This window comes from Mesorhizobium sp. B2-3-15, from assembly GCF_006442875.1.
Lineage (GTDB): Bacteria > Pseudomonadota > Alphaproteobacteria > Rhizobiales > Rhizobiaceae > Mesorhizobium > Mesorhizobium australicum.
On the sequence record NZ_VFVO01000020.1, the window covers coordinates 19,183 to 43,862 of the forward strand.

Below are 24,680 nucleotides of genomic sequence, written 5' to 3' on the forward strand. Positions count from 1 at the left end.
CTAGAGCATCGGTTCTACTAAACGATGGTCCATGCGATCAATGCGCAACGAATTCAACGTCTTATCTGGCGTTTAGATACGCGCAGTCAGTGCCGGGGATGTTGGCGGGTAATTTGCAGCATATTTAGCGGGCCGAACGGCAATTAGCGACTGGCGCTCTAACGCTTTGATCCCGCTCCAAACCGAACGGTCATTAGAGCGTCCACGAAGCCAGCATTTCCAACGGGTTGAACCCTATGCGCTTTAATCGCTTTAATATCTCTATATTGAGAGAGAAATATAAATACCTAGGGTAGCGGTAATTATAGTAATTGCTGTACCCCGGTCCCCTACGCCGGCACGGAGAGTATAGAAAATCGAAGCGGATCAAAGTATCAAAGCGGCGATGATGCAACCGATTGATTTGGCAACGTTTTTCGCCGCTCTGATTGCCGCTTCGATCACCGCTCTGATGCATCATTCGTAATTTTGCGCGCGTCCATAATTTGCGACGTTGGCGAGCGGATCGCTATGCCATAGCCAACCACGCCGGTTCGGGTTAGTCGCATCATCCTGAAAATAGCCGCGTCCAGCTTGCCCGATGCGATGGTATCCGAGCGCCTTTATTGCTTCACCAACGGTGCGCGGCTTCACGTCTTTCCGCTGCTCACGCATCAACGCCGCGAGCGCCCCAGTGCTAATCCAACCGGCCCGGAAGCCGTTGCGTTGGTCGTCCACGGCTTCTGCAATAAGGGTTTCAAGCCAGCCTCGACTTTCGACCAAAGCCTCTGCCGTGCTGGTCGTCTCTGGCGCTCGCTTCGGGATCGCGCCGCGCTCGATTGGATAGTTGAGTAGATAATGCGCGACGATCCGCAATCCCATGCGATGACCGCCGTTGTGACCGTCGCCAAGCCAGCTGTACAGGCTATTAAAATAGGCATCGTCCATTCCTCGCGACCGCAGATCGTCAACCGACTGGATCGCGCTATAGAAGATCGCGAAGCGCCGACCGTTTGCATGAACGGGAATGGCGTCTTTGAAGTTAGAAAAGAACATCCAATTTGATGGCGTGTCGGCCATTCGTTGATTGACGCCTTTCCCCTCCAATTCAAGTTCCGTTTCGGTGATGAACGGTTTGAGGGTTTCGACCATATCGCGCTTGTCGTCGGTCTTGATTTCATCGACCAAGAAAAACAGCCGGCCGTCCATCCACCCGTTAAACTTGCTGCCGCTGTCGTTTAGTTGCTTGGCTTTCGGCTGGTAGAAATATTGCTTGTCGATGGCATGGCGGATCACTTGTTTGAAAACGTTCTTGCCGACGCCTTCAACGGACTGGATCAACGGAGCCCAAGGAATTTTGTGGCCGGGATAGCGGGCGTTGTGCGCGAGAAATTCGAGCAAGATGCGCTGATCGTCCGGGTTCGGCAGCACCAACGCCAAATGGCGCAAGAATGGCGTCGGATCGCCAGTAAGGGTTTCGATGCGGGCGGATACGTAGGTGTTGAGATAGGATCGTCCTAACCCGTCGCCGGTAATTTCGCCGGTTGGCAGATCGGGACGAAAGCAAGTGCCATCGACTTTCGGCACGGTCCAGACTGTCGAGCGCGTTGCGGCCTTCCATGCTTCATCGGTCACTTTTCCGGTCGCGTCGATGATGAATTTCTTGCCGCCGTATGAAGCGTTGAAGCTGCCAACATCGTATCGAATGCCGCGCGGTCCAATGATACGGTTTTCGGGACCGATCAAGACGCAATCGCGGAACCATTGCTGTTGTTCCTGCGGTGTTAGAAACTCGCCAAATTGCGTTGGTGCGGGCTGCTGCTGCTGCTGTAGTGGCGCAGCGGAAGCGCCGGCCGGCAACTGATAGGAAGCGCCGCCGAACAGCGTTTCAGCCCGCAATGACGGTATGCGACGGACAAGCGACGGCCAACCCACTTCGCTGTTGCGGATGCTGGCAATTTGCTTGCGATCATCGCCGGGATCGTCATCTTTGTATCGAGCGCAAAACGCCATCAACGTGGCGTCGATTTCGTCGGGCGTCCCATGCCGCCATGCGGCCTGCTTTGCAGCGGCCAATGTCGAAATCCACGCGCCACGGTCCAAATCATTAGGATCGAGCAAGTCTAGAGCGCGGCGCACATGATCGAGCGACGGAGCGGCAAGTGATGGCTCGCCTAGCTCATGCCGTCCGCCCTGCCCGCCGTCGATCACGTTGACCGCTGCCAGGGCGATATCGAGCATTGCCGGATCGTGGCGCTTTCCTATGCCGCCAAGCGGCCAACACGTAACCATGTGAGGCTGTTGCGGGTTCTTAAGGTGTAGCGTCCCGGCGAGCCGCAGCACGCGTGAGGGATCGACAACGGCTTTGTCGCCGTCAAATAGCTGGCGAAGCCGACGATTGATCGACGTGGCGCGTTCGTTGCCGGCGTAGGGTTGAACGCTCCAATACACATGGAATCTTCCCGGCGATGACTGCACGGCGAATGATGGTGACGGATTGAATTGCGCTGCCCGTTCGTAGTTTTGCGCGGCGCTAAGGTTGTCGAGGTCGATGACGTGAGCGCGGATCGATTGGACGTTGGCGAGTGTCAGGCCGTTGCCGTCCATTTCGTTGCAGTTGATGAAAGCACCAAAGCCTTGCGATTGATAGTTTAGGATGGTCGTCCAAAGTTGTTGCAGCGTTCCACGCGTCGGGACCGCTGGTCGCGCCTTATCGGCATCGTGGATCAATCGAATATCGACAACAACGTTGCTGCTGTCATGTTGACCGGTGAGCGCTGCAATGTGTGAAGATGCTATGGTAAAGTCTTGCGCAACCGGCCGGTTCGGTGCTAGGGAGTTCATGTAACTTAACTTTCCGTTCGGTCTTGAACACTGATTTTGCCCGGTATGGCTCGCAACGCCTTGCCGGGCTTTTTCTTGCGCTTCAAACTAAGTAACCGCTGCTCTGCTCAAAATAATTTAGTCACATCAATTGCTTGGTGTCGGGCTGCGGGCTATTTGTTCAATAGGGTATTTCGGCGGGTAAAGTCAGGCTGCATCGACGCGCCGGCCCGCCGCGAAGCGCTCGACTTCGGCGCGCGACCAATACCGGCGTCGGTTGATGACACGGGCAGGCTTTGGAAAATCTGCAACTGGCGGCGTCGTCTTCCCCGTTCGGGGATCGAATTCACCATTCAGCCAGCGCCATAGCGTCATATCCGAAATGCCGCCGCAGATGAGACGCACCGTGGGTGCAAGAATAAGCGTATCAATGCCAATGGCAGACATGTGGATGCCTTCAAAATCTCTGGGTTGCAGGGGTTTCGGTCATCCAACCGGGGGCGCACACGTCTTTACCGTGGCATGGCTCATCCGAGCCTCGCGCCGCTCGTCAGGCGGCAAATCGCCCAAATCAGGCGGTATAGAAACCGTGGGCTAACGTTAGCCCACGGTCAAGAGCATGTTCTAACAATTTTCAAGTTATGCACGCTTCGGAAGCATCGTTACATTGTTTGCGGTAATCGCTGCGATGCGGTTTGCCCATTTCTCCAAAGCATCGCGCTTTTCGTCTTGGTAATCGTAGCGGTTATATATTGCGGCAACGCCGCTCACTTTTCCGGTCTTGTGGTTTAGAATTGCTTCTGTCACTTCCTGCTTGATTCCGAGCTTCGCGAGTTCGGTTGCACATGTGCGGCGCAAATCATGCAGATGCCAATCCGGCATTGCCGGCTCGCCGCAATGCTTGTCCAGCGCTTTCTTGCCGTTGCTAAAGCCGCTGAACGGCGTCGTTGCGGTTGTGGTGAAAACGTATTCGGACGGGTTGCCGTCTACGTCTGCGATCCGTGGTAATGCTTTGATGATCGTTTGCGCCAGCGGTGAGAGCGGCACAACATGGGGCCGGGAATTCTTGGTGCGGGAAGCTTCAAGCGTGATCGCGTCCAGATCGTCGGAAAGCTCGCGCCACTTTAATTCCGCAATTTCGTCCCGCCGCTGCCCGGTCAACAAGAGCAGTTGCGCCATCGGCCCGAACGGATAGCCGCACTGTTCCGAAGCGTTCCAAACGATCTTGATTTCGTCGGTCGCTAGAACGCGGTCGCGGCTGTTCGGCTTGGCCGGTGCTTCGGCAAGCTCAATGATGTTTCGGCCCATGGCTCGCGCTACAGGCTTCCAGCGGAAGAATGCGGACAGCACCGCGAAGGCGTTGCGACGTGCGCCCGGTGTGAGCTTAGCCAGAAGCTTTTCAACGTCGCGGTAATCAATCGTGCGAATGTCGGTGACGTGCTTCCAATGCGGCTTGATGTTGGTCGCGATGATGCGTTCGTATTCGTCTGCGGTCGATGCCTTTACCGCCCTACCCTTGAAGCCGGTCGCGCGAGCGGTCTTGATGAATTCATCAAACCACGCGCTGACACTCGCCTTGTCGATCTTCTGTTGCCGGGGATCGTTGCCGCGCTTCGCGTCTGCGATCACCTTTTCGGCCGCTGCACGTGCCTGTGTTACGTTGAGCGCTTGCGTTGGGGAAATAAGGGTCCCAATGCGGTCGTCGGCAATGCCGATTTCGTCATAGCGTCCAACGGTCACTTTGGACGCCTTCCCGTCGATCTTCGTCCGCACCGCCCATGACAAAGCGCCGCTTGGTTGCATGACCAGATAGAGCCCGGCTTGGGCGCTGTCGGGTATCTCTTGCCGCGTTGCGGTCGGCTTCAATGCCGTGATGAAAGCGGCGGCCTTTTTGAATTGGCCGGGGATCGGTTCAGGCATCGGTTTTCGGCTCCGGGTAATATCAGGGGTAAACTGGGGTATGTGATATTACGTTATGAACCGATATGCAAACCGATGCTCAACGGGCACCAATGTCTTGATTTTGCTTTGTTTTATGGCTGAAAACGGTAGGTGCCGTTATGCTCCGGGGTGCGCTGGCACAAAATTTGTAAACCGAAGGTCGGCGGTTCGATTCCGTCCGGGGGCACCACCCTACGCTCTTTGAGCTCCGGGTGGCAGGCCACCCCAAGCCCGTAGACGCAGGAGTGTCCTCCGACCCCCTTGTAGGGCGATTACGTCGCCACCACCATTTACGAAGCGCTCGCGATTTGGGCCGACACGTTCGTCCTGGTGAACGTATTCCTCACCCTCACAGACTTGTAGACATAAGCGGCCCAGATGCTGGTCACCACAAACGAAGCCATGGGTGCCGCCAGCGCGTCGCCTGCGAGCACCTTGTTTACCGGAACGCCCAGGATTGACGAAATCCAGATCGTATCCAGGATAAACACAACAGGAATCGCAAACCATTGGCAGAGAAACAATTGCGGGAATCGACGGCTTCGCCGCAGCATTGAAACCAGCACCACCAGCTGAAGCGCCAGAAATGCCAGATTGAGGGCAACCTCGACATACACAGCCAGAGAGCCGTTTGGGAGGGTCATGAGTTGCTGGTAGCCGTCGGCGGAATTGCCGAAATCGGCGAGCGTGCGCAGCGGTGACAATGTCTGACCGATAGCCAGCAGCATCAGCCAGCCACCGAAGCCCACAAGTGACTCAGGATTCTGCGACGGCTTCGCGGCTGACCGGACAGCAAAGAAAACAGGCACGCCGATCAGCAGCAGCACGATCGCCCAATGCCAGATGGAAAACGTCCCCATTTACCCTTCCCCTTTTTATACCCCTATAAGTTGTAGCAGATTTCAAACTCAACTCAAGAGCCAATCATCGCGTAAGACGCCGTCCGATGCCGAAGCGACAACTTCTCCTGCCTGCTCCTGACGCCCTCACACTCCGATCGCCGCCACCAATATCCGGTTCTGCCGCCGTATCGCGGCCCTCAACTCCGGTATCCTGGCTTCATCCCGCTTCACGAATTCGATGAACATCATGTTCATGTTGTTGAAGATCAATTCGCCGAGTGCCGTGCCGTCGATATCCTGCCGCACCAGGCCGATCTCCTGAAGGCGGGCGATCAGCGCGCGGATCTGTTCGGTGAGCGAGCGGTCGAGGCCAGTATAAGCCTGGCCGAACGGGCTGTCGGGCAGTTGCGTCGAGATCGCCATCGCCTGCCGCCACATCTCCTTGCTGAGATAGTGCAGCGAGTGCTCGATATAGATGCCGATCAGCGTGTCCAGGGCGTCGCCGACATTGGCGGGCGGCCGGGCGACCACGCCGCGCCCGGCATTGAGCACCTCGTCGACTTCCATCGAGACGATCGCGCCGAGAATATCGCCTTTGTTCTGGTAGTAATTGTAGATGGTGCCGATCGAGACTTCGGCTTGCGCGGCGATCGTCTCGATCTTGGCGCCCTCATACCCGGCCTCGCGAAAAAGCGCCGCCGCCGCCTCGATGATACGCCGGTGGCGATCCGCCTTTTGCCTTGCCCGCAATCCGCTCATATCAGCCTCTTGCCACAAAAACAGAATTGACTCAATTTTAGAATTGGTTCAGTTTTTTGCAAGAAGCCACAAAGGCAAGGGAGAACACTCGATGTCCGTCAAATCCGGCAATCCGCTTTCCGTCCTGAAGCGCCAGATGCACGCTGCATGTGCCGCCACGGCATTGCTGCTTGCGGCGGGCAGCCTCGCCGAAGCCGCCGATCTCAACGCGCTGATCTGGTGCGACCATTCCGATCCGGCGCTGCTGCAGCCTTTCGAGGAGGCCAACAACGTCAAGGTCAACGTCAAGGAATTCGAAGGCACCGGGGCTGGGCTGGCCATCATCGAGCAGTCGCAGCCGGGCGACTGGGACGTGATGGTGATCGATAGCATCGACGTGCCGCGCGGCGTCGAGAAAGGCCTGTTCGAGCCGCTGCCGGAAGACAAGCTGCCGTTCGCCGATCTCTTCCCGCAGGTGAAGATGGACGGCTCGACCATTGTCGGCGGCAAGCGCTACGGCATCACCGAAAAGTTCGGTTACAACACGATCGGCTTCAACAAGACAAAGGTCGATCCGGCGGACATGCAATCCTTGGCGTCGCTGACATCAGACAAGTACAAGGGCAAGGTCGCCATCTACGATTATTATCTCCCCGTCATCGGCATGGCGGCATTGGCCATCGGCAAGAAGACGGCCGATCTCACGGAAGCCGACCTGCCCGCGCTCAAGGAAGAGCTGCTCAAGATGAAGGCCAATGCCAAGCTGGTCGGTGAAGTCACCGCCAGCCAGACGGCGCTGGCGACCGGCGAGGTCGACATATTGGTCGGCGGCGGCGAATGGGTGACGGCAGGGCTGGCCAAGGAAAACCCGGCGCTGGACTTTTCCATTCCAAAAGAAGGTGCGGTGCTGTGGTCGCAGTCGCTCGCCATGTTCAAGGATTCCAGGAACAAGGACATGGCGCTGAAATTCATCCAGTACATACTGAGCCCCGAGGGCCAGGCACGGCTCGCCACCTCGTCCTGTTACTGGGGCATGCCGTCCAACACCAAGGCCGCATTGACCGACGACCAGAAAAAGGTCCTGCGCTTCGACGAGCAGCCCGGCTTCCTCGCCCGTGCGCAGGCCTATCCGGCGCCGAGCGCCGACCTCGACAAGAAGATGCAGGATATGTGGACCGAAATGCTGCAGGCCAAGTGAGCCGATACGCTGATGAGCGCCGCGGGAAACAGTGAGGGCGCGCGGACAGGCCGTGCCCTTCCCTGGGCGCTGGTCACACCGGCACTTGGCTGGACGCTTCTCTTCTTCGTGCTGCCCTTCGTCGCCATGGGGCTTTCGAGCTTCACCGCGCAGGAGGGCGGCGGGGGCACCCTGTCCAACTACAGCCAATTCTTCACCAACCCCGCCTACTGGCAGGCGATGGTGAACTCGCTGCAGGTCACCGCCATCGTCACCGTGGTTTCCGTGCTGCTTGCCTATCCCTTCGCCTGGATTCTGGCCGAACAGGTTCCTGAACGCTGGCAGCGGCTGGCGCTGATGCTGGCCGTGCTGCCGTTCTGGACCTCCTATGTCGTGCGCTCCTACTCCTGGCTGCTGGTGCTGGCGCAGAACGGCGTCATCAACCGGGCACTGACTGGCATTGGCGTGGTCTCCGAACCGCTGCAGCTCGCCAATACGCGCCTGGCCACCGTCACAGGCTTCGTGCATTTCTTCGTCATGCTTTTGACCCTGACCATCTTCGCCAATCTGAAGCAGCTCAGCCCCAGTTACCGCAAGGCCGCCGCCGATCTCGGCGCCGGACCGGTGCGCACCTTCCTGCATGTCATCCTGCCATTGACCTTGCCCGGCATCATGGTCGGCGCTTTTCTCACTTTCGTGCTGTGCATCGGCGACTACATCACGCCGCAGATCCTCGGCGGGAACAACGAGCTTCTGATGCCGCAGTTGGTGATGATGCAGATCGGCCGGCGCGGCGATTTTCCATTGGCCTCGGCGCTGTCGATCATCCTGATGGCGGTCGTGACCATCGCCTATCTCGCCTGCGCCCGCTGGCTAAAGATCGAGCGGACCTGATCATGCGCAGCATTGGCCGCATCGCTTCCTGGATTTACGCGCTTGCCGTCTACGGCTTCATCTTCCTGCCGGTCGTCGTGCTGGTGCTGTTCTCGCTGCAGTCGACGTCCTTCCCCATTCCCCCGTTCACAGGCCCATCGCTGCGCTGGTATGAGGCGGTACTTTCCGATAACCGGCTGACTTCGGCGCTGGCCAATTCGCTGCTGGTCGCGGTTCTTTCCTCGGCCGCAGCCGTCATGCTCGGCTTCCTGTCGGCCTGGGGGTTCGCGCGCTTCGTCCTGCCAGGCTCGGGCCTGCTGCGCGGTTTGATCACCTTGCCGCTCACCGTCAGCTATCTCATCATCGGCATGGGGCTGCTGGTGCTGTTCAACTGGGCCGGCGTGCCGAAATCTCTGCTTGCCGCCGGGATCGGCCATGTGGTGATCAACCTGCCGCTGTGCTTCGCCATCATCTACAGCCAGTCAGGCGACCACCAGATCAACATCGAGCGCGCCGCGCGCGACCTCGGCGCGCCGGAATGGAAGGTGCTGCTGTTGATCACCGTGCCAGTCATGGCGCCGGCCATTTTCGCCGGCTTCTTCCTGTCGATGACGTTCTCCTGGGACGAGTTCGTGATCTCCTTCCTGCTGACGCGCTTCGATACCACGCTGCCGGTGGAAATCTGGAACCTGCTGCGCTCCGGCCTCAACCCCAAGACCAATGCGGTCGGTTCGCTGGTCTTTGCCGTCTCGATCGTGCTGGTGGTGTTCTTCGAACTGACCTTGCTGCGAAGGAAATCGGCATGAACGCGCCCCTGGTCGATATCCGCGACATCTGGCACCGCTTCGGCCAGCATCCCGTGCTGAAGAATGTCTCGCTGACGATAGCGGCCGGCAGCTATACGATCCTGCTTGGACCATCCGGTTCCGGCAAGACGACGCTGCTCTCCATTCTCGGCGGTTTCGTCAATCCGAGCGAAGGCAAGGTTCTCATCCGCGGCCAGGACTGCACCTCGGTGCCGCCCGCCAAACGCCCGACGACGACGGTGTTCCAGGATTATGCGCTGTTCCCGCATATGAGCGTCGGCGGCAATGTCGGTTTTGGGCTGCGCATGCAAGGTGTCGATGGAGCGACGCGGGCAGCAAAAGCGCGCGATGCGCTGGCCCTGGTGGGCCTCGCCGCCGCCTTCGACAAGAAGCCGCACCAGCTTTCCGGCGGCCAGCGCCAACGCGTGGCGCTGGCGCGCGCCCTGGTGATCGAGCCGGCGGTGCTTCTGCTAGACGAGCCGCTCGGGGCGCTCGACCTGAAACTGCGCCGCCAGATGCAGGACGAACTGAAGGCGATCCAGAAGCGGGTCGGCACCGCCTTCATCCATGTCACTCACGACCAGGAAGAAGCGATGGCGCTGGCCGACCATTGCGTGGTGATGAATGACGGCCGCATCGAGGACGAGGGGCCGCCCGAGCGCGTCTATGCGAGGCCGGCGACGCGTTTTTCCGCGACCTTCATGGGCGAGAGCACGATTCTTGCCGGCACTGTCATCGAGTCCAGTGACAGGACGAGCACCGTCACGACACCGGTCGGACCGGTTTCCTTATCCAGTGCCTTGCCGTTGGGGTCTACTGCCGCACTGGCGATACGCCCTGAGCACCTTGTGCTTGGCGCTGCGTCGGCTGGCACGAAGCTCGGCGAGGCTGCTGTGAGCGACGTCGTTTTCCAGGGCAGTTTCAAGCGCGTGCTGGCGACCTCCGTCGAAGAGCCTTCCCTGCGGTTCATCGCCAAGCTGCCGGCGACCTCCATCGTCCATGCGGGCGACAGGGTCGCGATTTCCTGTGATACCGACCAGATCATCTTGCTGACGGATTGAACATGAGCACGCTTGCGGTCATCGACGCACCGGATTGGTACGAAACAATCCGCATGGCCGACGGCATCACGCTAATTCACGAGCCATGGATAAAACCGTTCTTCCGCTGCAATATGTGGCATGTGCGCGGACGCGACCGCGATCTCCTGTTCGACACCGGCCTCGGTCATTTCAGCCTGCGCACCCATGTGTCCCTGGTGAGCGAGCGCAAGCTGACCTGCGTTGCCAGCCACACGCATTTCGACCATATCGGCTGCCACCATGAGTTTTCCGATCGCTCCGTGCATTCGGCCGAAGCGGCAATCCTGGCCGATCCGCGCAACGAATGGACCGCTGCCGGCACCTATGCGACCGAAGAAATGTTCGATGGCATGCCGCGGGGCTGGGACACGGCGCGCTATCGCATCCAGCCCGCGCCGGCCGACCGTATGCTCGCGCATGGCGACATCATCGATCTCGGCGACCGGGCCTTCGAGGTCGTCCACACGCCAGGCCATTCGCCGGGCGGCATTGCGCTCTACGAGAAGAAGACCGGCATCCTCTTGTCCGGCGACATCATCTATGATGGCCCGCTGATCGATGATGTCTACCACTCGGACATACCAGATTACATGGCGACGCTGCTCGCCATGCGCGATCTCGACGTCTCGGTCGTCCATGGCGGCCATTTCTCGAGCTTCGGCAAGGTGCGCTACCGCCAGTTGATCGACGAATATCTCGAACAGAAACGTCAGGCCGGCTGCCATCTGCGGCAGCGCCCTTGAGGGCTGAGTTACGGCATCAAGTCGAAATGGCGTGGGAAGGCCTGGGCGGCACGAGCCCGTCACCACCCCTCGCAGTGCGCTGATGGTGACACAGTGGGCGACCGGCTCGCGACACGAACGGCCGGAGCCAGTGCGTCACTCGGGAATGGGTGCCGGAAGCGAGATTGTATAGCGCGGTGGCGCCGATCCCCTGCGGCGTCTCCTCCATTGCCTCAGCTGCTCCCTCCAGCCGACTGGCGGTTTTTCGTAGACAGGGGGAGCCAGGCCGGCGAGCTCATAATAACCTTCGAGAATGTTGGTGCGCAGTAACTGGCGTTCCTGTGTATAGAAGCTGAAATGCGCGACGAGCAGGTCACCGAAAATCTTGCCCGGCCGGTCCAGCTTGGCCGGAAGCGTCGCCGACAACCACTCTTCCTCGTCGCCGCGCGGTTGAAAGTGCTCTCCGAGATCGACAATGTCCGATCCGAAAAAACCGATTGCGTTGATCGAAAAGCGTGACAGCCTGATCTCCCGGTCCGGCACGCGAAAATCCTGGAGCTGATTGGAGCGCACAGCTTCAATGAACACCGGGTGTAGGGCCTGCGGAAAGGTCGCATGCGCCCAGGAGAATTCGCATGACGCCTGACAGGTAAGCGGGCCATCCACCCGCACCCTGGAAAGCTGCTTGATCAGCGAATTGCAGATTGCGTTGTTGACGATCAACGGAGCGTACCAGATGGCCGATCCCCTTTCGGCCATGACCCTTGCCATGAATTTTCGAAAGAAGCCGTCCTCGACAAAAACTACATCGTCGTCGAGGCGTAGGTAGAAAGCACCGGGATCGTCGCAAAAGCGATAGAAATCGCCGATGACGTTGATCCCGCCATCGGCATGTGGAAGCCGCTTGATCTTGCAACGCGGATCGGAGGCCGCCAATCTTTGTAGATAGGCCCGGTCAGCCTCGTTGCGACAGTTGTCCCAGAGGTGCCACTCATGCACATCGAGGTTTTTCAAAACATGATGGCCAAGCAGACGCAGATATTTCTCACGACCGGCCGGGGTGACAACGATCAGTTTCATAGAATTCCTGGTTCCTGTAAAATCAGAGTCCCGTACATCAGCGAATCTTGATTATCAGAACGCTCGTTCGGGCAATAGCTGTTGACATGACAGGCCCCTGCCCCATTGGATTCGCCTCAAAACACGACGAATCGTCATGACGTTTAAATACACCCGTTATGCCGGCAAGACATCGTGCTCAGGTAACGCCAGGAGATCTTCCTCATGCCCTTCGCATTCAACTTGCTTTCGTGTAGGGCTCGCCGAGGACCCGGATTGAGGGTATGAGTGTCGGAAGCAGGACTTTGACGAACACCACACACCGCAATCTCGTGATAGTCAGGGCAGGCGACAAATCTCTCCATCGTGGATGGGGGGCGGACGATCCCAATTGTGAATTTGATTTGATCGTCAGCTACTTCGGAAGTGATCCATCTGCGTTTCGGCTGCCGCTTGAAAACCGAGTCGACTACAAGGGCGGCAAATGGGATGGCATCCATGCTCTGCTGAGCCAACAGCCCGAACTTCTTGACCGCTACCAGTATGTCTGGCTGCCGGACGACGATCTGGAAGCAGACCGGGCGACCATCGAGGCGATGTTCGCCAACATGCGCCGGCTTGGCCTCCATATCGGCCAGCCGTCACTGACGCTGGACAGCTATTATTCCCACCTCCCGTTCCTCCGCTGCAGGAGCTTCGAGTTTCGCCTGGTAGACACGATCGAGATCATGGCCCCCTGCCTGAGAGCCGATGTAGCGGCCAAGATGCTGCCTCTGTTCAAACACTCCATGAGCGGTTTTGGTCTGGACTTGTTGTGGACCAGGCTTGCCGAAGAAAACCGTGGAACATCTGCCGTGTTCGACGCCTTGCCGGTCCGCCACACCCGGCCGGTGGGAGCTCACCTGAAAACAGCGATGCTCGAGTCAGGAAGAACGCCCGACAAGGAATATCGCCAATTGGCGTCGCAATATGGATTTGGCGAGCTTTTTCCATTGTCCTATGAGGCCGTCGATCGAAAAGGCCGGCGCTGGCGGTCGAAATCGATGATCGGCCTGCGTATGGTGGCCGATTATCTCTTGGACAGGAAAGCCTTTCGCCAGGCGAATCGATTGATGGAATTGTTATGGCGCCTTCTGCGCAGGCAGTATTCCAAGTCCGTCGACCTGTCCCAAATAATTCTCAAGCCCTAAGGTTCGGATACGCGAATGGACAGGACCCTGCTGGGCAAGGCCGAAATCCTCATTGTCGGCGCTGGTTTTTATGGTGCAACGCTTGCCGAGCGCATCGCCACGCAACTCGGGCGACGCGTGCTGGTAATCGACCGGCGCCGGCACATCGGCGGCAATGCCTACACCGAACAAGATCCTGTCACCGGTGTGGAGATCCATCGCTACGGGCCGCATCTGTTCCATACATCCAACGAGGAGGTCTGGAATTACCTGCGTGCCTTCACCGGTTTTACCGCCTATCGCCATCGTGCATTCTCGACATATCGCGACAAGGTCTATCCGCTGCCGATCAACCTTGCCACGATCTCCCACTTCTTCGGCAGGCGGCTAAGTCCGGACGAGGCACGCGATATGATTGCCGAGCAGGCGACGGAACTTGGCGACCGTCCGCCGGCCAATCTTGAGGAGAAGGCGATCTCCCTGGTCGGCCGCCCTCTCTACGAGGCCTTGATCAAGGGTTACACCGCCAAGCAATGGCAGACGGATCCGCGCGAACTGCCGGCGCAGATCATCGCGCGCCTGCCGGTTCGCTACACATTCGAGGACGGCTATTTCAACGACCGGTTCCAGGGCCAGCCTGTGGACGGCTACACGGCGATCTTCGAAAAGATGCTGGCGCAGGAGCTTATCGAAACACGGCTTGGCATCGACTTCTTCGACATCAAGTCCTTGCTGCCGAAGGACCTGCCGGTCGTCTACACCGGGCCGATCGACCGCTACTTCGACTATAGCGAAGGTGAACTCGGCTGGCGAACCATTGATATCGATCTGGAGGTCATGGACACGCCGGACCATCAGGGCACGGCGATCATGAACTACGCGGACGAGGCCGTGCCTTATACCCGCGTGGTCGAATTCCGGCATTTCAACCCGGAGCGCCAGCACGGGAGCGCCAAGACGCTCATCGGCCGCGAGTATTCCCGTTTCGCAGGCCGCGCCGACGAGCCTTATTATCCGATCGACACGCGCAAGGATCAGGCGGTCTATCGCCGCTATCTCGACCGGGCGGGTGCGGAGAAAAACCTGCACCTCGGGGGACGGTTGGGAACCTACCGCTATCTCGATATGCATCAGGCGATCGGCGCCGCCCTTAAGGTCTTCGAAACCGTGCTCGAGCCCTATTTCGCCGGTCGGCTCGATTCCGTCTCGCGTTCGACATGACGGGCCGGGTTCTGAAGCCGCAAATCTCCGGTTTTCAGGTCGTCGCCGGCGATTTGCCATCGGCGGCTATCCGCTTCCTGAACCATTCGAAAGTACGCCGGATCCCCTGGTGCGGATCGATGCGGTGTTTGACCTATAGCGCCCTTTGCGGGCAAGGCATGCCGGCGGCATCGCCGCAACGCGACGCCGTGGGGATCGGCCTGGCGCTCGTTTCTTCCGACTGGCGCACCAGTTCTGCGAAGACAAGCGCGAAACTTCCCAACATGAGAAAGACGATGATCAGGCGTGCTACCGGCAATATGTCGGCCTCGTCTGGCTGGCGCATATCCCCTGGCATCGAGAACCGCGGGTTCATGCACGCATATCTGAACTGCCGCAGCGTCCTTTGCGTCCCGAAGTGGCAAGGTAGTGCTGCGGGCGCCCCACGCCACCCCATGCCGGCTAACATGATCGACCCGGCTTTACGAGAGCTTAAGCCCTGCCTTAACCATCACATTCGCTCGCGCCGTGACATCAACCGCGACCGGCTGGTGCGGCGGCACTGCCGCACCCTCGTCTCATGGGCTGACAGAGGCTCTCTTTGCAGACCTGCATGCCCCATGCTACCTCGGCGCTGGCGCGCCAGAACCTGCCGGCGCCAATCGGTCGCGATCGGGGAGCCATGAGCACAGCCACCAACAGCATCGCCTTCGTCTCGTCCGACACAGCAGACGCCAAGGCGGCGCTGGATAGCCTGTCGGCGCGCTATGGCCAATGTTCGGTCGCCGAGGCGACCGTCGTGGTGGCGCTGGGCGGCGACGGCTTTCTGCTGCAAACATTGCGCGACACGATGGGTACGGGAAAAAAGGTCTACGGCATGAACCGTGGCACCATCGGCTTCCTGATGAACGAATACCGGTCCGGGGGGCTCACCGAGCGCATCGCGGCGGCGGTCGCCGAAACGATCCGCCCGCTGGAGATGCTGGCAACCACCTCGGATGGCGAACACGTCACGGCACTGGCGATCAACGAAGTGGCGCTGTGGCGCCAATCCTACCAGACGGCCAAGATCCGCATCAGCATCGATGACCAAATACGGCTCGAGGAACTGAACTGCGACGGCGTCATGATCGCGACGCCGGCCGGATCGACCGCGTATAATCTTTCCGCGCACGGCCCGATCCTGCCTCTCGACGCGCCGCTTTTGGCGCTCACGCCGGTCAGCCCGTTTCGTCCGCGACGCTGGCGCGGCGCATTGCTTTCCAACAAGGCGACCGTGCGCTTCGACATTCTGGAGTCGGAAAAGCGGCCGGTGAACGCGGCGGCCGACCACACGGAGGTCAAGGCGGTGACCTCGGTCACGGTACGGGAATCGCCAACGGCCACCGCGACTCTGCTGTTCGATCCCAACCACTCCTGGAACGAACGCATCCTGGCCGAACAGTTCCGTTACTGAGCCGGCACAGTGACACGAGGCCGGATTAAGCATCGCGATTAAGGTTACAACTTCACAATCGCGCCAATCCTACCCGTTTCTGTTGACAAATCGCGGGCTTGCGCCTAATCGCAATACCAATCTTGCAGGCGCGTGGCGCTTGCCGCGACGAATGACGTTGCGCTTCCCCGAACCAGCCAAAGACAGCAACACTTGTCCTCAGACACGACGATCGCTCAAGAAGCGTTGACCTTTTCAGACCTCGGCCTGTCGCCGAAGGTGCTTTCCGCAGTCACCGATGCCGGCTATCTCCAGCCGACGCCGATCCAGGCTGGTGCGATCCCGCACGCCTTGCTCGGCAAGGACGTGCTAGGCATTGCCCAGACCGGCACTGGCAAGACCGCATCCTTCGTGCTGCCGATGCTGACCCGGCTGGAAAAGGGCCGTGCCCGCGCCCGCATGCCGCGCACGCTGATCCTGGAGCCGACGCGTGAGCTTGCCGCGCAGGTCGAAGAAAACTTCGTCAAATACGGCAAGAACCACAAGCTCAACATCGCGCTGCTGATCGGCGGGGTGTCGTTCGACGAACAGGACAAAAAGCTGGAGCGCGGCGCCGATGTGCTGATCGCTACGCCTGGCCGTCTTCTCGACCATCGCGAGCGCGGCAAGCTGCTGCTCAACGGCGTCGAGATCCTCGTCATCGACGAGGCGGACCGTATGCTCGACATGGGTTTCATTCCCGATATCGAGCGTATCTGCGAGATGATCCCGTTCACCCGGCAGACGCTGTTCTTTTCGGCGACCATGCCGCCAGAGATCACCAAGCTGACGGAAAAATTCCTGCATGCGCCGGTGCGTGTCGAGGTCTCCAAGGCCGCTTCGGCGGCCACCAACATCATCCAGCGGTTGGTCAAATCGGGCTCGAAGCCTTGGGACAAGCGTGAAACGCTGCGCAACCTGATCAAGGCCGAGGATGCGGAGCTGAAGAACGCGATCATCTTCTGCAACCGCAAGATCGAGGTTTCGGAGCTGTTCCGCTCGCTGCTGAAATATGATTTCGATGCCGGTGCGCTGCATGGCGACATGGACCAGCGCGCGCGCATGCAGATGCTGGCCAATTTCCGTGACGGCAAGCTGCGCTATCTCGTCGCCTCGGATGTCGCCGCGCGCGGCCTCGACATTCCCGATGTCAGCCATGTCTTCAACTACGACGTGCCGATCCATGCCGAGGACTATGTCCACCGCATCGGCCGCACCGGCCGTGCCGGACGCTCCGGCAAGTCCTTCACCATCGCGACCAAGTCCGACACCAAGTATATCGACGCCATCGAACGGCTGATCGGGACCAAGATCGAGTGGCATGACGGCGACCTGTCGACGGTGGTTGCCAGCGAAGGCGAGGACGATGCTCCGCGCCGCGGCAAAGGCGCGCCACGCCGCGCCGGCCGCAAGGACGAGGACCGCAACGACAGGGGCGGGCGCAAGAAGAGCGGCGAGCGTCGCGGCAGACACAGCGAGGAAGATGCCTCGGCCGTGGTTGCTCAGCCGCAGGAGCAGCCCGATGTGGCCGAGACGGCCGATATTGTCGAACGGCGCGCCCGCAAGGATGCAATCCGCTCGGAAAACACCGAGCGCAAATCGTCCGACCGCAATGAGCCGCGCGCCCCTGAGCGCGGCGACACCAGGCCGCAGCGCAGCAACAACCGCCCTGCCCGCCACCATCAGGAAGACAACGACGCCACGGTCGGCTTCGGCGACGACATGCCGGCCTTCATGCGCATCGTCGCCAAGGTCTGATTCTAGCGAGCAAGCCGCCTAGGGGCGGCTTGCCTTCTTTTTTGCCCTGCGGCAGACAGCAATTCGAGGAAAGGCCGCGTAGCGCTCTTCCGTCGCGAATTGCGTGGAAACAAACAGGTGGCGCGATTCAGGCGAACGCTGGTCCGCTCCAGTTCACATCGGCCCGGACATCATCTTGGTCGGTTTTTCCAGCATCGGAAACTCGGCCTTGTTGCATTTCACCTTCGGGTTCGTCGGACTGAACATGCCGTTCGGATTGTCATCGAGCCAGGCGTGAAGATCGTAGTGGACGAACTCCTTCGGGATGAGCGGATAATGTCCCTCCATCGGGCCCATGAAGGTTTGACCGAACAGCTTCGGCGGCGCCTTGATGTCCGGGGTTAGCGGCACCAGCCATTCCACGCCGACCAACTTCAGGCCTTTCTTGGTCGGCTCGTAGATCAGGACGTTGGGCTTCATCGGGTCGAGTTTCTGGCCGACGCTTGGAACGTTGACGAAGTGGATGCCCATGGCGCCTTTCGGATAGTCCATGGAGCCGGGTATCTTTTCTCCGCTGTAGTAGACGCAGCCGACCGTCGACAAATAGAGATCGCGGACGGCGGCGGTGTAGTCCTGATATTTGGCGAGCGATTTTTTCAACGCGTCGATGTCGGCCTTGTTGGCGTCCTCGGCATGAGCCGTGGCGAGGCCCAACCATGCACCTACAACACCTGTCAAAGCGAGGACGCCGCAGCGCCCAAGGCTGGCTGTTCTTGTCATGCATTCCTCCCAGATTTCATGATCTGGCCGTGCAAGACCGAGGCGGCGGCAAAGACGTTGATTGCGCGGCCGATTAAACCGCCCCATCCCCTTTGGAACAGCGGCGATGCTAATCCTTTCCACGGCTGCGGAAAAGAAATTATTAGATATTGCTAATTTTATTTGACTGCTGTCACGAAACTGGCAGCGCCAGTACACGCCTGGATGAAAACGGCCCCCAATGGAGGCCGTTTAGCGTGACAAACACGGCCCTGCTCAGGTGAGCGGCGAAAGCTGAATCTCGACGCGTCGGTTCTGGGCCCGGCCCTCGGCCGTGGCGTTGGAGGCGACGGGCCTCGTCTTGCCAAATCCGGTGACTGCGAAGCGGCGCTGATCGACGCCCTGGCCGGAGAGATAATTGGCGACCGCCAGTGCACGGCGCTGCGACAGGTCGAAATTGTGCTGGTCGCCACCGGTCGAATCGGTGTGGCCGAAAACGTCGACCGTGGTCTGCTTGAACTTCTTCAGCACCAGCGCCACCGAATTCAGCACTTGGTAGAAGCCGGGCTTCACCGCGTCCTGGTCGGTGTTGAAGGTGATGTCGGACGGCATGTTGAGGATGATCTGGTCGCCGCTGCGGGTGACGCTGACGCCGGTGCCCTCGAGCTGCCGGCGCAGTTCCGCCTCGTTCTGGTCCATAGTGGCGCCAATGGCGCCGCCGGCCAGCGCGCCGATGCCGGCGCCGATCAAGGCATTGCGGCGGTCATTGCCGCCGGCAAGCAGACCAAGGCTGGCACCGGCCAGAGCGCCAAGGCCCGCGCCCGCCGCCGTGTTCGAAATCTTCTGGTCGCCCGTATACGGATCGGTGGTGGTGCACGCGGTCACGAGCAGAGCCGTCGCCATAACGACGAGCACGGTCTTCTTCATAGGATGGTCCCTCTCCAAGTCACGCCTTACGATGGCGCCAAATCAGCCCTTGCCGCGACTTGTAGCATGAAATGCGGCGAAAAACGGAACGGGAAAAGCGCCTGCCGATTATCCAGTTGGCCGCCCGGTGTGGCTACCAGAGATTCTTGCCGTCAATGACCACCACTTCGACTTTATCGAGATCGAAATCATCGAACAGCCGCGCGTTGACGCTGATCTTCGGATTGTCGAAATCCGGCTCGCCGGTCGACCAGTCCGGCGTTTCGGTGAAGGTGCCGCAGCCGCAGGTTGCGCAAAAACCATGCTTTACGGTTCTTGAGCCCCACTGATAAAAGGAAACATTCTTCAGCGGCGTGACGAGCTTGAACTGCGATGGGGTATAGTAGGCCCAAAGCGAGCCGCGTTTCGAGCAGAACGAACAGGTGCATTGCGTCACCGTCTGCGGCGCTTCCAACACCTCGAACATCGTCGCCTTGCAGTGGCAGCTTCCCTTGATGGCCATGAATATCACCTCTCCATTGTCCGCCGCCCAAGCGGCAAGGCACCATAAAGAAGCGATCCTGACAACTGGCCGTCAGCAGGCTTTTGCGCCAATGCACTTCAACTGTCGGCGCGTCTCAAAATGAGCGCGGCGGCACGAACAGGCATATCGTCTTGCCGGCATCGAGACCGGCCTGATGCGCGCACCAGTGAAATTCGCCGTCAGGGCTATCCTTGACGCGCTTGTCCGTCATCGGAACGACTTCGCCGGTACCGGCAATCACGTAGCCTTCGGGCTTTTCCAGCACTTCGCCGGTGTGCGTGGCACGACAGTCATAGTTGGCGCAGCAGGCGAACGGATAGCTCCAACCCTGCGGCTTTGCTGCCGTGGGCTTGGCATCATGAGCAAAGGCCGCAGGCGCGAACATCGCGACGGCAAACAGAGAAAACATAAGTCGGCCGACCGGTTGAACGGCTCGGGCCGATCTGGGCGTGGCAGCAGACATGGGACGTTCCTTTCGAGCGTCAAGCATTTCGCCTGCCCGTTCCCGGAACGTGTCTTCCCAGTGGCCGGATCATCAGTCGCAGATATGCCGTCCGGCCATAAATGCTTTTTGTCTCCCAGCATTTGGATGCTGGGCTGATTCCTTGGTCGGCGCAAGAAGCCGCTGCGCCAGACATGGGCGCACGCCATAACACACTGCTACCGCTGACGAGATTCAAGCCAGGTAAGTTCCCGGCAGGCGGGGCATGCAAACAACGGGATTGGCCCGGAGTGGTTCCAGCCGCTCAAATCCAATCACATGCTCTTGATTGCCGGTGACAGTGCCGACGATCGTCCGCAAAGGAAAATCAGCCACCCTGCAGCCGAAGAAGGTATAAGCAGCCGGCCGAACGGCGAACATGCGCCGCGCCCGCTTTGGGAGCATGAAAAGCCCCTTCCCGCACCAGAGCGATATGCCGAGTCGGGACCCAATCACCACGAACTTGTCGCGCCGCACCGGCGAACACTTGAGACCAACACCGGGCGCCGCACGACAATACGTCCGCTTTTGCGACCGGCTCGCGATCATTGCCCGCGCAAGCAGCCTAATCCAGATCCGCCACCGCTTCGCCCGCGCCGCCCTCGATGCGTTGCGATAGCGAAGCTTCCATGAAGTCGTCGAGGTCGCCGTCGAGCACGCTCGAGGGGCTGGTGCTTTCGACACCGGTGCGCAGATCCTTGACCAGCTGATAGGGCTGCAGCACGTAGGAGCGTATCTGGTGACCCCAGCCGATGTCGCTCTTCGATGCCTCAGTGGCATTGGCCACCGCTTCGCGCTTCTTCAGCTCTTCCTCGTAGAGGCGCGAGCGCAGCATTTCCCAGGCCTTGGCCTTGTTCTTGTGCTGCGAGCGTTCTGCCTGACAGGCGACCGCGATGCCGGTGGCGATATGGGTGATGCGCACAGCCGAATCGGTGGTGTTGACGTGCTGGCCGCCCGAACCCGATGAACGATAGGTGTCGATGCGCACGTCGGATTCAGAGACGTCGATCTCTATCCTGTCGTCGACGACAGGATAGACCCAGACGCTGGAGAAGGACGTATGACGGCGCGCATTGCTGTCATAGGGTGAGATGCGCACCAGGCGGTGGACGCCGGATTCGGTCTTCATCCAGCCATAGGCATTGTGGCCCTTGATCAGCAAGGTCGCGGACTTGATGCCCGCCTCTTCGCCGTCATGCACTTCCAGCACCTCGACCTTGAAGCGGCGGCGCTCGGCCCAGCGCGTGTACATGCGCAACAGCATCGAGGCCCAATCCTGGCTCTCGGTGCCGCCGGCGCCGGCATGGATTTCGAGATAGGTGTCGTTGGCGTCCGCTTCGCCCGAGAGCAGCGTTTCCACCTGTCGGGCCTTGGCCTCGCCCTGCATCGAACGGATCGCGGCTTCGGCTTCGGCGACGACGCCTTCGTCGCCCTCTTCCTCGCCGAGCTCGATGAGACCGATATTGTCTTCCAGCGCCTGGGTCAGGCCCTTGACCGCCGCGATGCCTTCCTCGAGGCCCTGGCGCTCGCGCATCAGCTTCTGCGCTTCCAGCGGTTCGTTCCAGAGACTGGCGTCCTCGGCCCGCACGTTCAGGTATTCAAGCCGCTTTATGGCCTGATCCCAGTCAAAGATGCCTCCTCAGCAGGGTTATCGCCTGCCTGATCTCGTCGACGATATTCTGCGTTTCCGCGCGCATGGCCTGATGTTTTGTCCTGTTGCTGAAATGACGCTTCGGTCGGCGCGATACATAGGGACGGTGCCGCCATGTGTAAAGCGAAATGGGCCAGCCGGAGGCTGGCCCAACTGGACGCGTGAATTCGTCAGTAAAGGCCGCCGCCGCCGTCCTGGATGGCCTGGTTGGCCTGCGGCGACAGCGCGCCGCCCGAGGCGTTGGAACCATCGGCACCCATGCCGATCACCCAGTAGCTGTCGGCGGGGCCGGTGCCCGGCTTGAAAGCCTCGATGATGGTGCCCGCATCGCCCGAGGAGGAGCGCATGCCGGTCTTGCGGTTGATGGCGATCAGGTTCATGCCGTCAGGCACCTTGAAGTCGACATTGGGCGTGCCGTCCAGCGCCACACGCATGAAGTCCTTGAAGATCGGGGCGGCAAGACCGCCGCCGGTGGCGCCGTGGCCGAGGCCGCGCGGCGTGTCGTAGCCCATGTAGAGCCCAACCACGAGGTTCGGCGTATAGCCGATGAACCATGCGTCCTTCTCATCGTTGGTGGTGCCGGTCTTGCCGGCGATGTGGCGGCCAAGTTCCCCGATTGTGGCGCCGGTGCCGCGCTGGACGACGCCTTCCATCATCGAGGTGATCTGGTAGGCGGTCATCGGATCGAGCACCTGCTCGGAATTGTCGACCAGTTCCGGCTCGGGCTGGTTTTTCCATTCAGGAGCGTTGCAGCCTTCGCAGCCACGCTCGTCCTGCTTGAACACGGTCTTGCCGTAGCGGTCCTGGATACGATCGATCAGCGACGGCTTGATCGACTTGCCGCCATTGGCCATGATCGAATAGGCCGAAACCATGCGCATGACGGTCGTCTCGCCCGAACCCAGAGCCATCGGCAAATATGGCGCCAGATGATCATAGACGCCGAAGCGCTCGGCATATTCGACGACCAGCTTCATGCCCATGTCGTTGGCAAGCCGCACCGTCATCAGGTTGCGCGACTTCTCGATGCCGGAGCGGAGCGTTGCCGGCCCGGCGACGGTGCCGTCATAGTTCTTCGGCGTCCAGGTGGTGTTGCCGCTCTGGATGGTGATCGGTCCGTCCATGATCACCGAGGCCGGAGTATAGCCATTGTCGAGTGCGGCCGAATAGACGATGGGCTTGAATGACGAACCCGGCTGGCGCATCGCCTGGGTGGCGCGGTTGAATTCGGACTGCGAATAGGAGAAGCCGCCGACCATGGCCAGCACGCGGCCGGTGTGCGGATCCATCGCGATCAGTCCGCCTTCCACCTCGGGAACCTGGCGCAAGCTGTAGGTATTGTCGGAGCCGTCGTTCTTCTGGACGAAGATGACGTCGCCCGGCTTCAGCACGTCGGCCGGTGACTTGGCCTTGACCGTCTTGCCGTCGACCACATGGCGCATGGCAAAGCCCATGTCTTCCTTGCTGACGGTGCCTTCGACGCGTTCCTTCACGATATCGCCCGACGCCTGGCGTGCGGGCTGCAGGCCGATCGACAGCCCGGACGCCGAACTGTCGAGCACGACGGCCAGCGACCACTCGGGAACGTCTTCCAGTCCCTTGACGGCGCCCAGCGGCACACCCCAATCGCCGGAGACATCGATCGTCTTCAACGGCCCGCGATAGCCACGCAAAGTATCGTATTTCATCAATCCATTCTGCATCGCCTTGCGGGCGATGAGCTGGACCTTCGGGTCAAGGGTGGTGCGAATCGACAGCCCGCCCTCATAGAGCGCGTTCTCGCCATAGCGGGCGATGATCTGCCGACGGACCTCTTCCGTGAAATACTCGCCGGCGAAAAGGTAGGAGCCGCTGCGGCGCGGAGCAACGCCAAGCGGCTCGGCCTTCGCCTTTGCGCCCTCTTCAGGCGTCACGTAACCGTTCTCGACCATCTGGCCGATGACCCAGTTTCGCCGTTCAATTGCCCGGTCGGCGTGCTTGAAGGGATTGTAGTTGGCCGGACCTTTCGGGAGCGATGCCAGATAGGCGGCCTCGGCCACGGTCAGCTCGTTCACCGATTTATCGAAGTAGGTCAGTGCCGCACCGGCAACGCCATAGGCGTTGAAGCCAAAGAAAATCTCGTTGAGATAGAGCTCGAGGATTCGATCCTTGGAATAGGCCTGTTCGATGCGGAACGAGAGGATGGCCTCCTTGACCTTGCGTTCCAGGGAACGCTCGTTGGTGAGCAGGAAGTTCTTGGCAACCTGCTGGGTGATCGTCGAGCCGCCCTGCATGGGGCCACCCGAAACGTAAGTGATAACCGCTCTGCCCAATCCCGTTATATCGACACCGGGGTGGCTGTAGAAGTTCTTGTCCTCAGCCGACAGGAAGGCAGCCTTGACGCGATCCGGGATAGCCTGGATCGGCAAATACAGGCGCCGTTCCCGCGCGTACTCGGCCATCAGCGCGCCATCCGAGGCATGGATGCGGGTGGTCACCGGAGGCTCGTACTTTGCCAGCACTTCGTAGTCAGGCAGATCCTTCGCTACATGGCCGATGTAGAGGGCAACGCCCGCCGCGGCCAGGAGGGCCAGCGTCGTGCCTATGCCGAAGAAATAGCCAATGAGACGAATCATACCCGCTCCAGTCCTTGGTTCGGGAATTTCCTAAACGAAGCCGCCTTTCACGCAAGCTTTCGAGCCGGTCCCAACCCGTAATCGAAAACCCATGTCGCCACC

Annotated in this window: 22 protein-coding genes and 1 tRNA gene; 10 read left to right on the forward strand and 13 right to left on the reverse strand. The window is 60.0% G+C overall.

The window, feature by feature from the left end; translation table 11 throughout:
- Positions 1–456: 456 nt before the first annotated feature.
- The 3 genes from FJ954_RS29830 to FJ954_RS29840 form a co-directional block, all read right to left on the reverse strand.
- A complete protein-coding gene (locus FJ954_RS29830; RefSeq protein ID WP_140665476.1) occupies positions 457–2,823 on the reverse strand; it encodes a DUF5906 domain-containing protein in 2,367 nt (788 codons plus the stop codon).
- Between the two features lie 186 nt (positions 2,824–3,009).
- Positions 3,010–3,249 carry a hypothetical protein gene (locus tag FJ954_RS29835; RefSeq protein WP_140665479.1) on the reverse strand — a complete coding sequence of 80 codons (240 nt, stop codon included), beginning with the start codon at positions 3,247–3,249 and terminating at the stop codon, positions 3,010–3,012.
- A 192-nt stretch (positions 3,250–3,441) separates the two neighbouring features.
- Entirely contained in the window at positions 3,442–4,722 is a 1,281-nt protein-coding gene (locus tag FJ954_RS29840; protein WP_140665482.1) for a site-specific integrase, read from the reverse strand.
- 150 nt (positions 4,723–4,872) lie between these two features.
- Between FJ954_RS29840 and FJ954_RS31765 the strand changes: the two genes are divergently transcribed.
- Positions 4,873–4,933, forward strand: a tRNA-OTHER gene (locus FJ954_RS31765).
- A gap of 100 nt (positions 4,934–5,033) precedes the next feature.
- On the opposite strand, the gene FJ954_RS29845 is transcribed toward FJ954_RS31765, so the two are convergent.
- A complete protein-coding gene (locus tag FJ954_RS29845; protein ID WP_140665484.1) occupies positions 5,034–5,603 on the reverse strand; it encodes a DUF2569 family protein in 570 nt (189 codons plus the stop codon).
- 126 nt (positions 5,604–5,729) lie between these two features.
- A complete protein-coding gene (locus tag FJ954_RS29850; protein WP_140616911.1) occupies positions 5,730–6,344 on the reverse strand; it encodes a TetR/AcrR family transcriptional regulator in 615 nt (204 codons plus the stop codon).
- Positions 6,345–6,435: 91 nt separating this feature from the next.
- Between FJ954_RS29850 and FJ954_RS29855 the strand changes: the two genes are divergently transcribed.
- The 5 genes from FJ954_RS29855 to FJ954_RS29875 are packed head-to-tail and all read left to right on the forward strand — an operon-like array spanning position 6,436 to position 11,004.
- Entirely contained in the window at positions 6,436–7,521 is a 1,086-nt protein-coding gene (locus FJ954_RS29855) for a spermidine/putrescine ABC transporter substrate-binding protein (protein WP_015318013.1), read from the forward strand.
- Between the two features lie 12 nt (positions 7,522–7,533).
- Complete coding sequence (locus FJ954_RS29860; RefSeq protein WP_140616913.1) at positions 7,534–8,394, forward strand: ABC transporter permease; 861 nt, start codon at positions 7,534–7,536, stop codon at positions 8,392–8,394.
- A 2-nt stretch (positions 8,395–8,396) separates the two neighbouring features.
- Entirely contained in the window at positions 8,397–9,179 is a 783-nt protein-coding gene (locus FJ954_RS29865; RefSeq protein ID WP_140665487.1) for an ABC transporter permease, read from the forward strand.
- Positions 9,176–10,240, forward strand: a complete 1,065-nt coding sequence (locus FJ954_RS29870) for an ABC transporter ATP-binding protein (RefSeq protein WP_015318016.1) — start codon at positions 9,176–9,178, stop codon at positions 10,238–10,240. Before FJ954_RS29865 ends, FJ954_RS29870 begins: the two co-directional genes overlap by 4 nt.
- Before the next feature lie 2 nt (positions 10,241–10,242).
- Positions 10,243–11,004, forward strand: a complete 762-nt coding sequence (locus tag FJ954_RS29875; protein ID WP_015318017.1) for an MBL fold metallo-hydrolase — start codon at positions 10,243–10,245, stop codon at positions 11,002–11,004.
- A 135-nt stretch (positions 11,005–11,139) separates the two neighbouring features.
- Here FJ954_RS29875 and FJ954_RS29880 read toward each other — a convergent pair whose 3' ends face one another.
- The gene (locus FJ954_RS29880; RefSeq protein WP_140665490.1) at positions 11,140–12,063 is read right to left on the reverse strand and encodes a hypothetical protein; all 924 of its coding nucleotides are present in this window, start codon (positions 12,061–12,063) and stop codon (positions 11,140–11,142) included.
- A gap of 284 nt (positions 12,064–12,347) precedes the next feature.
- On the opposite strand from FJ954_RS29880, the gene FJ954_RS29885 reads away from it, so the two are divergent.
- Entirely contained in the window at positions 12,348–13,232 is an 885-nt protein-coding gene (locus FJ954_RS29885; protein WP_140665493.1) for a hypothetical protein, read from the forward strand.
- A 15-nt stretch (positions 13,233–13,247) separates the two neighbouring features.
- Positions 13,248–14,432: a UDP-galactopyranose mutase gene (gene glf / locus FJ954_RS29890; protein ID WP_181177947.1), complete on the forward strand. Its 1,185-nt coding sequence runs from the start codon at positions 13,248–13,250 to the stop codon at positions 14,430–14,432.
- A gap of 133 nt (positions 14,433–14,565) precedes the next feature.
- On the opposite strand, the gene FJ954_RS29895 is transcribed toward glf, so the two are convergent.
- Positions 14,566–14,787, reverse strand: a complete 222-nt coding sequence (locus FJ954_RS29895; RefSeq protein ID WP_083883050.1) for a hypothetical protein — start codon at positions 14,785–14,787, stop codon at positions 14,566–14,568.
- Between the two features lie 306 nt (positions 14,788–15,093).
- Here FJ954_RS29895 and FJ954_RS29900 point away from each other — a divergent pair, with 306 nt between their 5' ends.
- Together FJ954_RS29900 and FJ954_RS29905 are read left to right on the forward strand one after the other, a co-directional pair.
- A complete protein-coding gene (locus FJ954_RS29900) occupies positions 15,094–15,867 on the forward strand; it encodes an NAD kinase (protein WP_041163462.1) in 774 nt (257 codons plus the stop codon).
- A 192-nt stretch (positions 15,868–16,059) separates the two neighbouring features.
- Positions 16,060–17,643: a DEAD/DEAH box helicase gene (locus tag FJ954_RS29905; RefSeq protein ID WP_181171181.1), complete on the forward strand. Its 1,584-nt coding sequence runs from the start codon at positions 16,060–16,062 to the stop codon at positions 17,641–17,643.
- A 153-nt stretch (positions 17,644–17,796) separates the two neighbouring features.
- Here FJ954_RS29905 and FJ954_RS29910 read toward each other — a convergent pair whose 3' ends face one another.
- The 6 genes from FJ954_RS29910 to FJ954_RS29935 form a co-directional block, all read right to left on the reverse strand.
- Positions 17,797–18,402 (reverse strand): hypothetical protein, encoded by a 606-nt coding sequence (locus FJ954_RS29910; protein ID WP_140616918.1) that lies wholly within the window; start codon positions 18,400–18,402, stop codon positions 17,797–17,799.
- Between the two features lie 255 nt (positions 18,403–18,657).
- A complete protein-coding gene (locus tag FJ954_RS29915; protein ID WP_015318025.1) occupies positions 18,658–19,308 on the reverse strand; it encodes an OmpA family protein in 651 nt (216 codons plus the stop codon).
- A 133-nt stretch (positions 19,309–19,441) separates the two neighbouring features.
- A complete protein-coding gene (locus FJ954_RS29920; protein WP_140665496.1) occupies positions 19,442–19,810 on the reverse strand; it encodes a GFA family protein in 369 nt (122 codons plus the stop codon).
- 115 nt (positions 19,811–19,925) lie between these two features.
- Positions 19,926–20,294 carry a hypothetical protein gene (locus FJ954_RS29925; protein WP_015318027.1) on the reverse strand — a complete coding sequence of 123 codons (369 nt, stop codon included), beginning with the start codon at positions 20,292–20,294 and terminating at the stop codon, positions 19,926–19,928.
- A gap of 583 nt (positions 20,295–20,877) precedes the next feature.
- Positions 20,878–22,009 (reverse strand): peptide chain release factor 2 gene (gene prfB / locus FJ954_RS29930; RefSeq protein ID WP_015318029.1). Its coding sequence is split into 2 segments (ribosomal slippage): positions 20,878–21,942 and positions 21,944–22,009, totalling 1,131 coding nucleotides; the frame shifts between segments, so codons are not numbered across the junction.
- Between the two features lie 124 nt (positions 22,010–22,133).
- Positions 22,134–24,578 carry a penicillin-binding protein 1A gene (locus FJ954_RS29935; protein WP_015318030.1) on the reverse strand — a complete coding sequence of 815 codons (2,445 nt, stop codon included), beginning with the start codon at positions 24,576–24,578 and terminating at the stop codon, positions 22,134–22,136.
- Between the last annotated feature and the right edge of the window lie 102 nt (positions 24,579–24,680).

Coding starts and splice junctions, on each gene's coding strand:
- FJ954_RS29880 (WP_140665490.1), bottom strand. CDS start 12,063: ATGAAACTGATCGTTGTCACCCCGGCCGGTCGTGAGAAATATCTGCGT.
- FJ954_RS29835 (WP_140665479.1), bottom strand. CDS start 3,249: ATGTCTGCCATTGGCATTGATACGCTTATTCTTGCACCCACGGTGCGT.
- FJ954_RS29915 (WP_015318025.1), bottom strand. CDS start 19,308: ATGAAGAAGACCGTGCTCGTCGTTATGGCGACGGCTCTGCTCGTGACC.
- FJ954_RS29845 (WP_140665484.1), bottom strand. CDS start 5,603: ATGGGGACGTTTTCCATCTGGCATTGGGCGATCGTGCTGCTGCTGATC.
- FJ954_RS29840 (WP_140665482.1), bottom strand. CDS start 4,722: ATGCCTGAACCGATCCCCGGCCAATTCAAAAAGGCCGCCGCTTTCATC.
- FJ954_RS29925 (WP_015318027.1), bottom strand. CDS start 20,294: ATGTCTGCTGCCACGCCCAGATCGGCCCGAGCCGTTCAACCGGTCGGC.
- FJ954_RS29900 (WP_041163462.1), top strand. CDS start 15,094: ATGAGCACAGCCACCAACAGCATCGCCTTCGTCTCGTCCGACACAGCA.
- FJ954_RS29920 (WP_140665496.1), bottom strand. CDS start 19,810: ATGGCCATCAAGGGAAGCTGCCACTGCAAGGCGACGATGTTCGAGGTG.
- FJ954_RS29855 (WP_015318013.1), top strand. CDS start 6,436: ATGTCCGTCAAATCCGGCAATCCGCTTTCCGTCCTGAAGCGCCAGATG.
- FJ954_RS29870 (WP_015318016.1), top strand. CDS start 9,176: ATGAACGCGCCCCTGGTCGATATCCGCGACATCTGGCACCGCTTCGGC.
- glf (WP_181177947.1), top strand. CDS start 13,248: ATGGACAGGACCCTGCTGGGCAAGGCCGAAATCCTCATTGTCGGCGCT.
- FJ954_RS29860 (WP_140616913.1), top strand. CDS start 7,534: ATGAGCGCCGCGGGAAACAGTGAGGGCGCGCGGACAGGCCGTGCCCTT.
- FJ954_RS29875 (WP_015318017.1), top strand. CDS start 10,243: ATGAGCACGCTTGCGGTCATCGACGCACCGGATTGGTACGAAACAATC.
- FJ954_RS29910 (WP_140616918.1), bottom strand. CDS start 18,402: ATGACAAGAACAGCCAGCCTTGGGCGCTGCGGCGTCCTCGCTTTGACA.
- FJ954_RS29865 (WP_140665487.1), top strand. CDS start 8,397: ATGCGCAGCATTGGCCGCATCGCTTCCTGGATTTACGCGCTTGCCGTC.
- FJ954_RS29850 (WP_140616911.1), bottom strand. CDS start 6,344: ATGAGCGGATTGCGGGCAAGGCAAAAGGCGGATCGCCACCGGCGTATC.
- FJ954_RS29830 (WP_140665476.1), bottom strand. CDS start 2,823: ATGAACTCCCTAGCACCGAACCGGCCGGTTGCGCAAGACTTTACCATA.
- FJ954_RS29935 (WP_015318030.1), bottom strand. CDS start 24,578: ATGATTCGTCTCATTGGCTATTTCTTCGGCATAGGCACGACGCTGGCC.
- FJ954_RS29895 (WP_083883050.1), bottom strand. CDS start 14,787: ATGAACCCGCGGTTCTCGATGCCAGGGGATATGCGCCAGCCAGACGAG.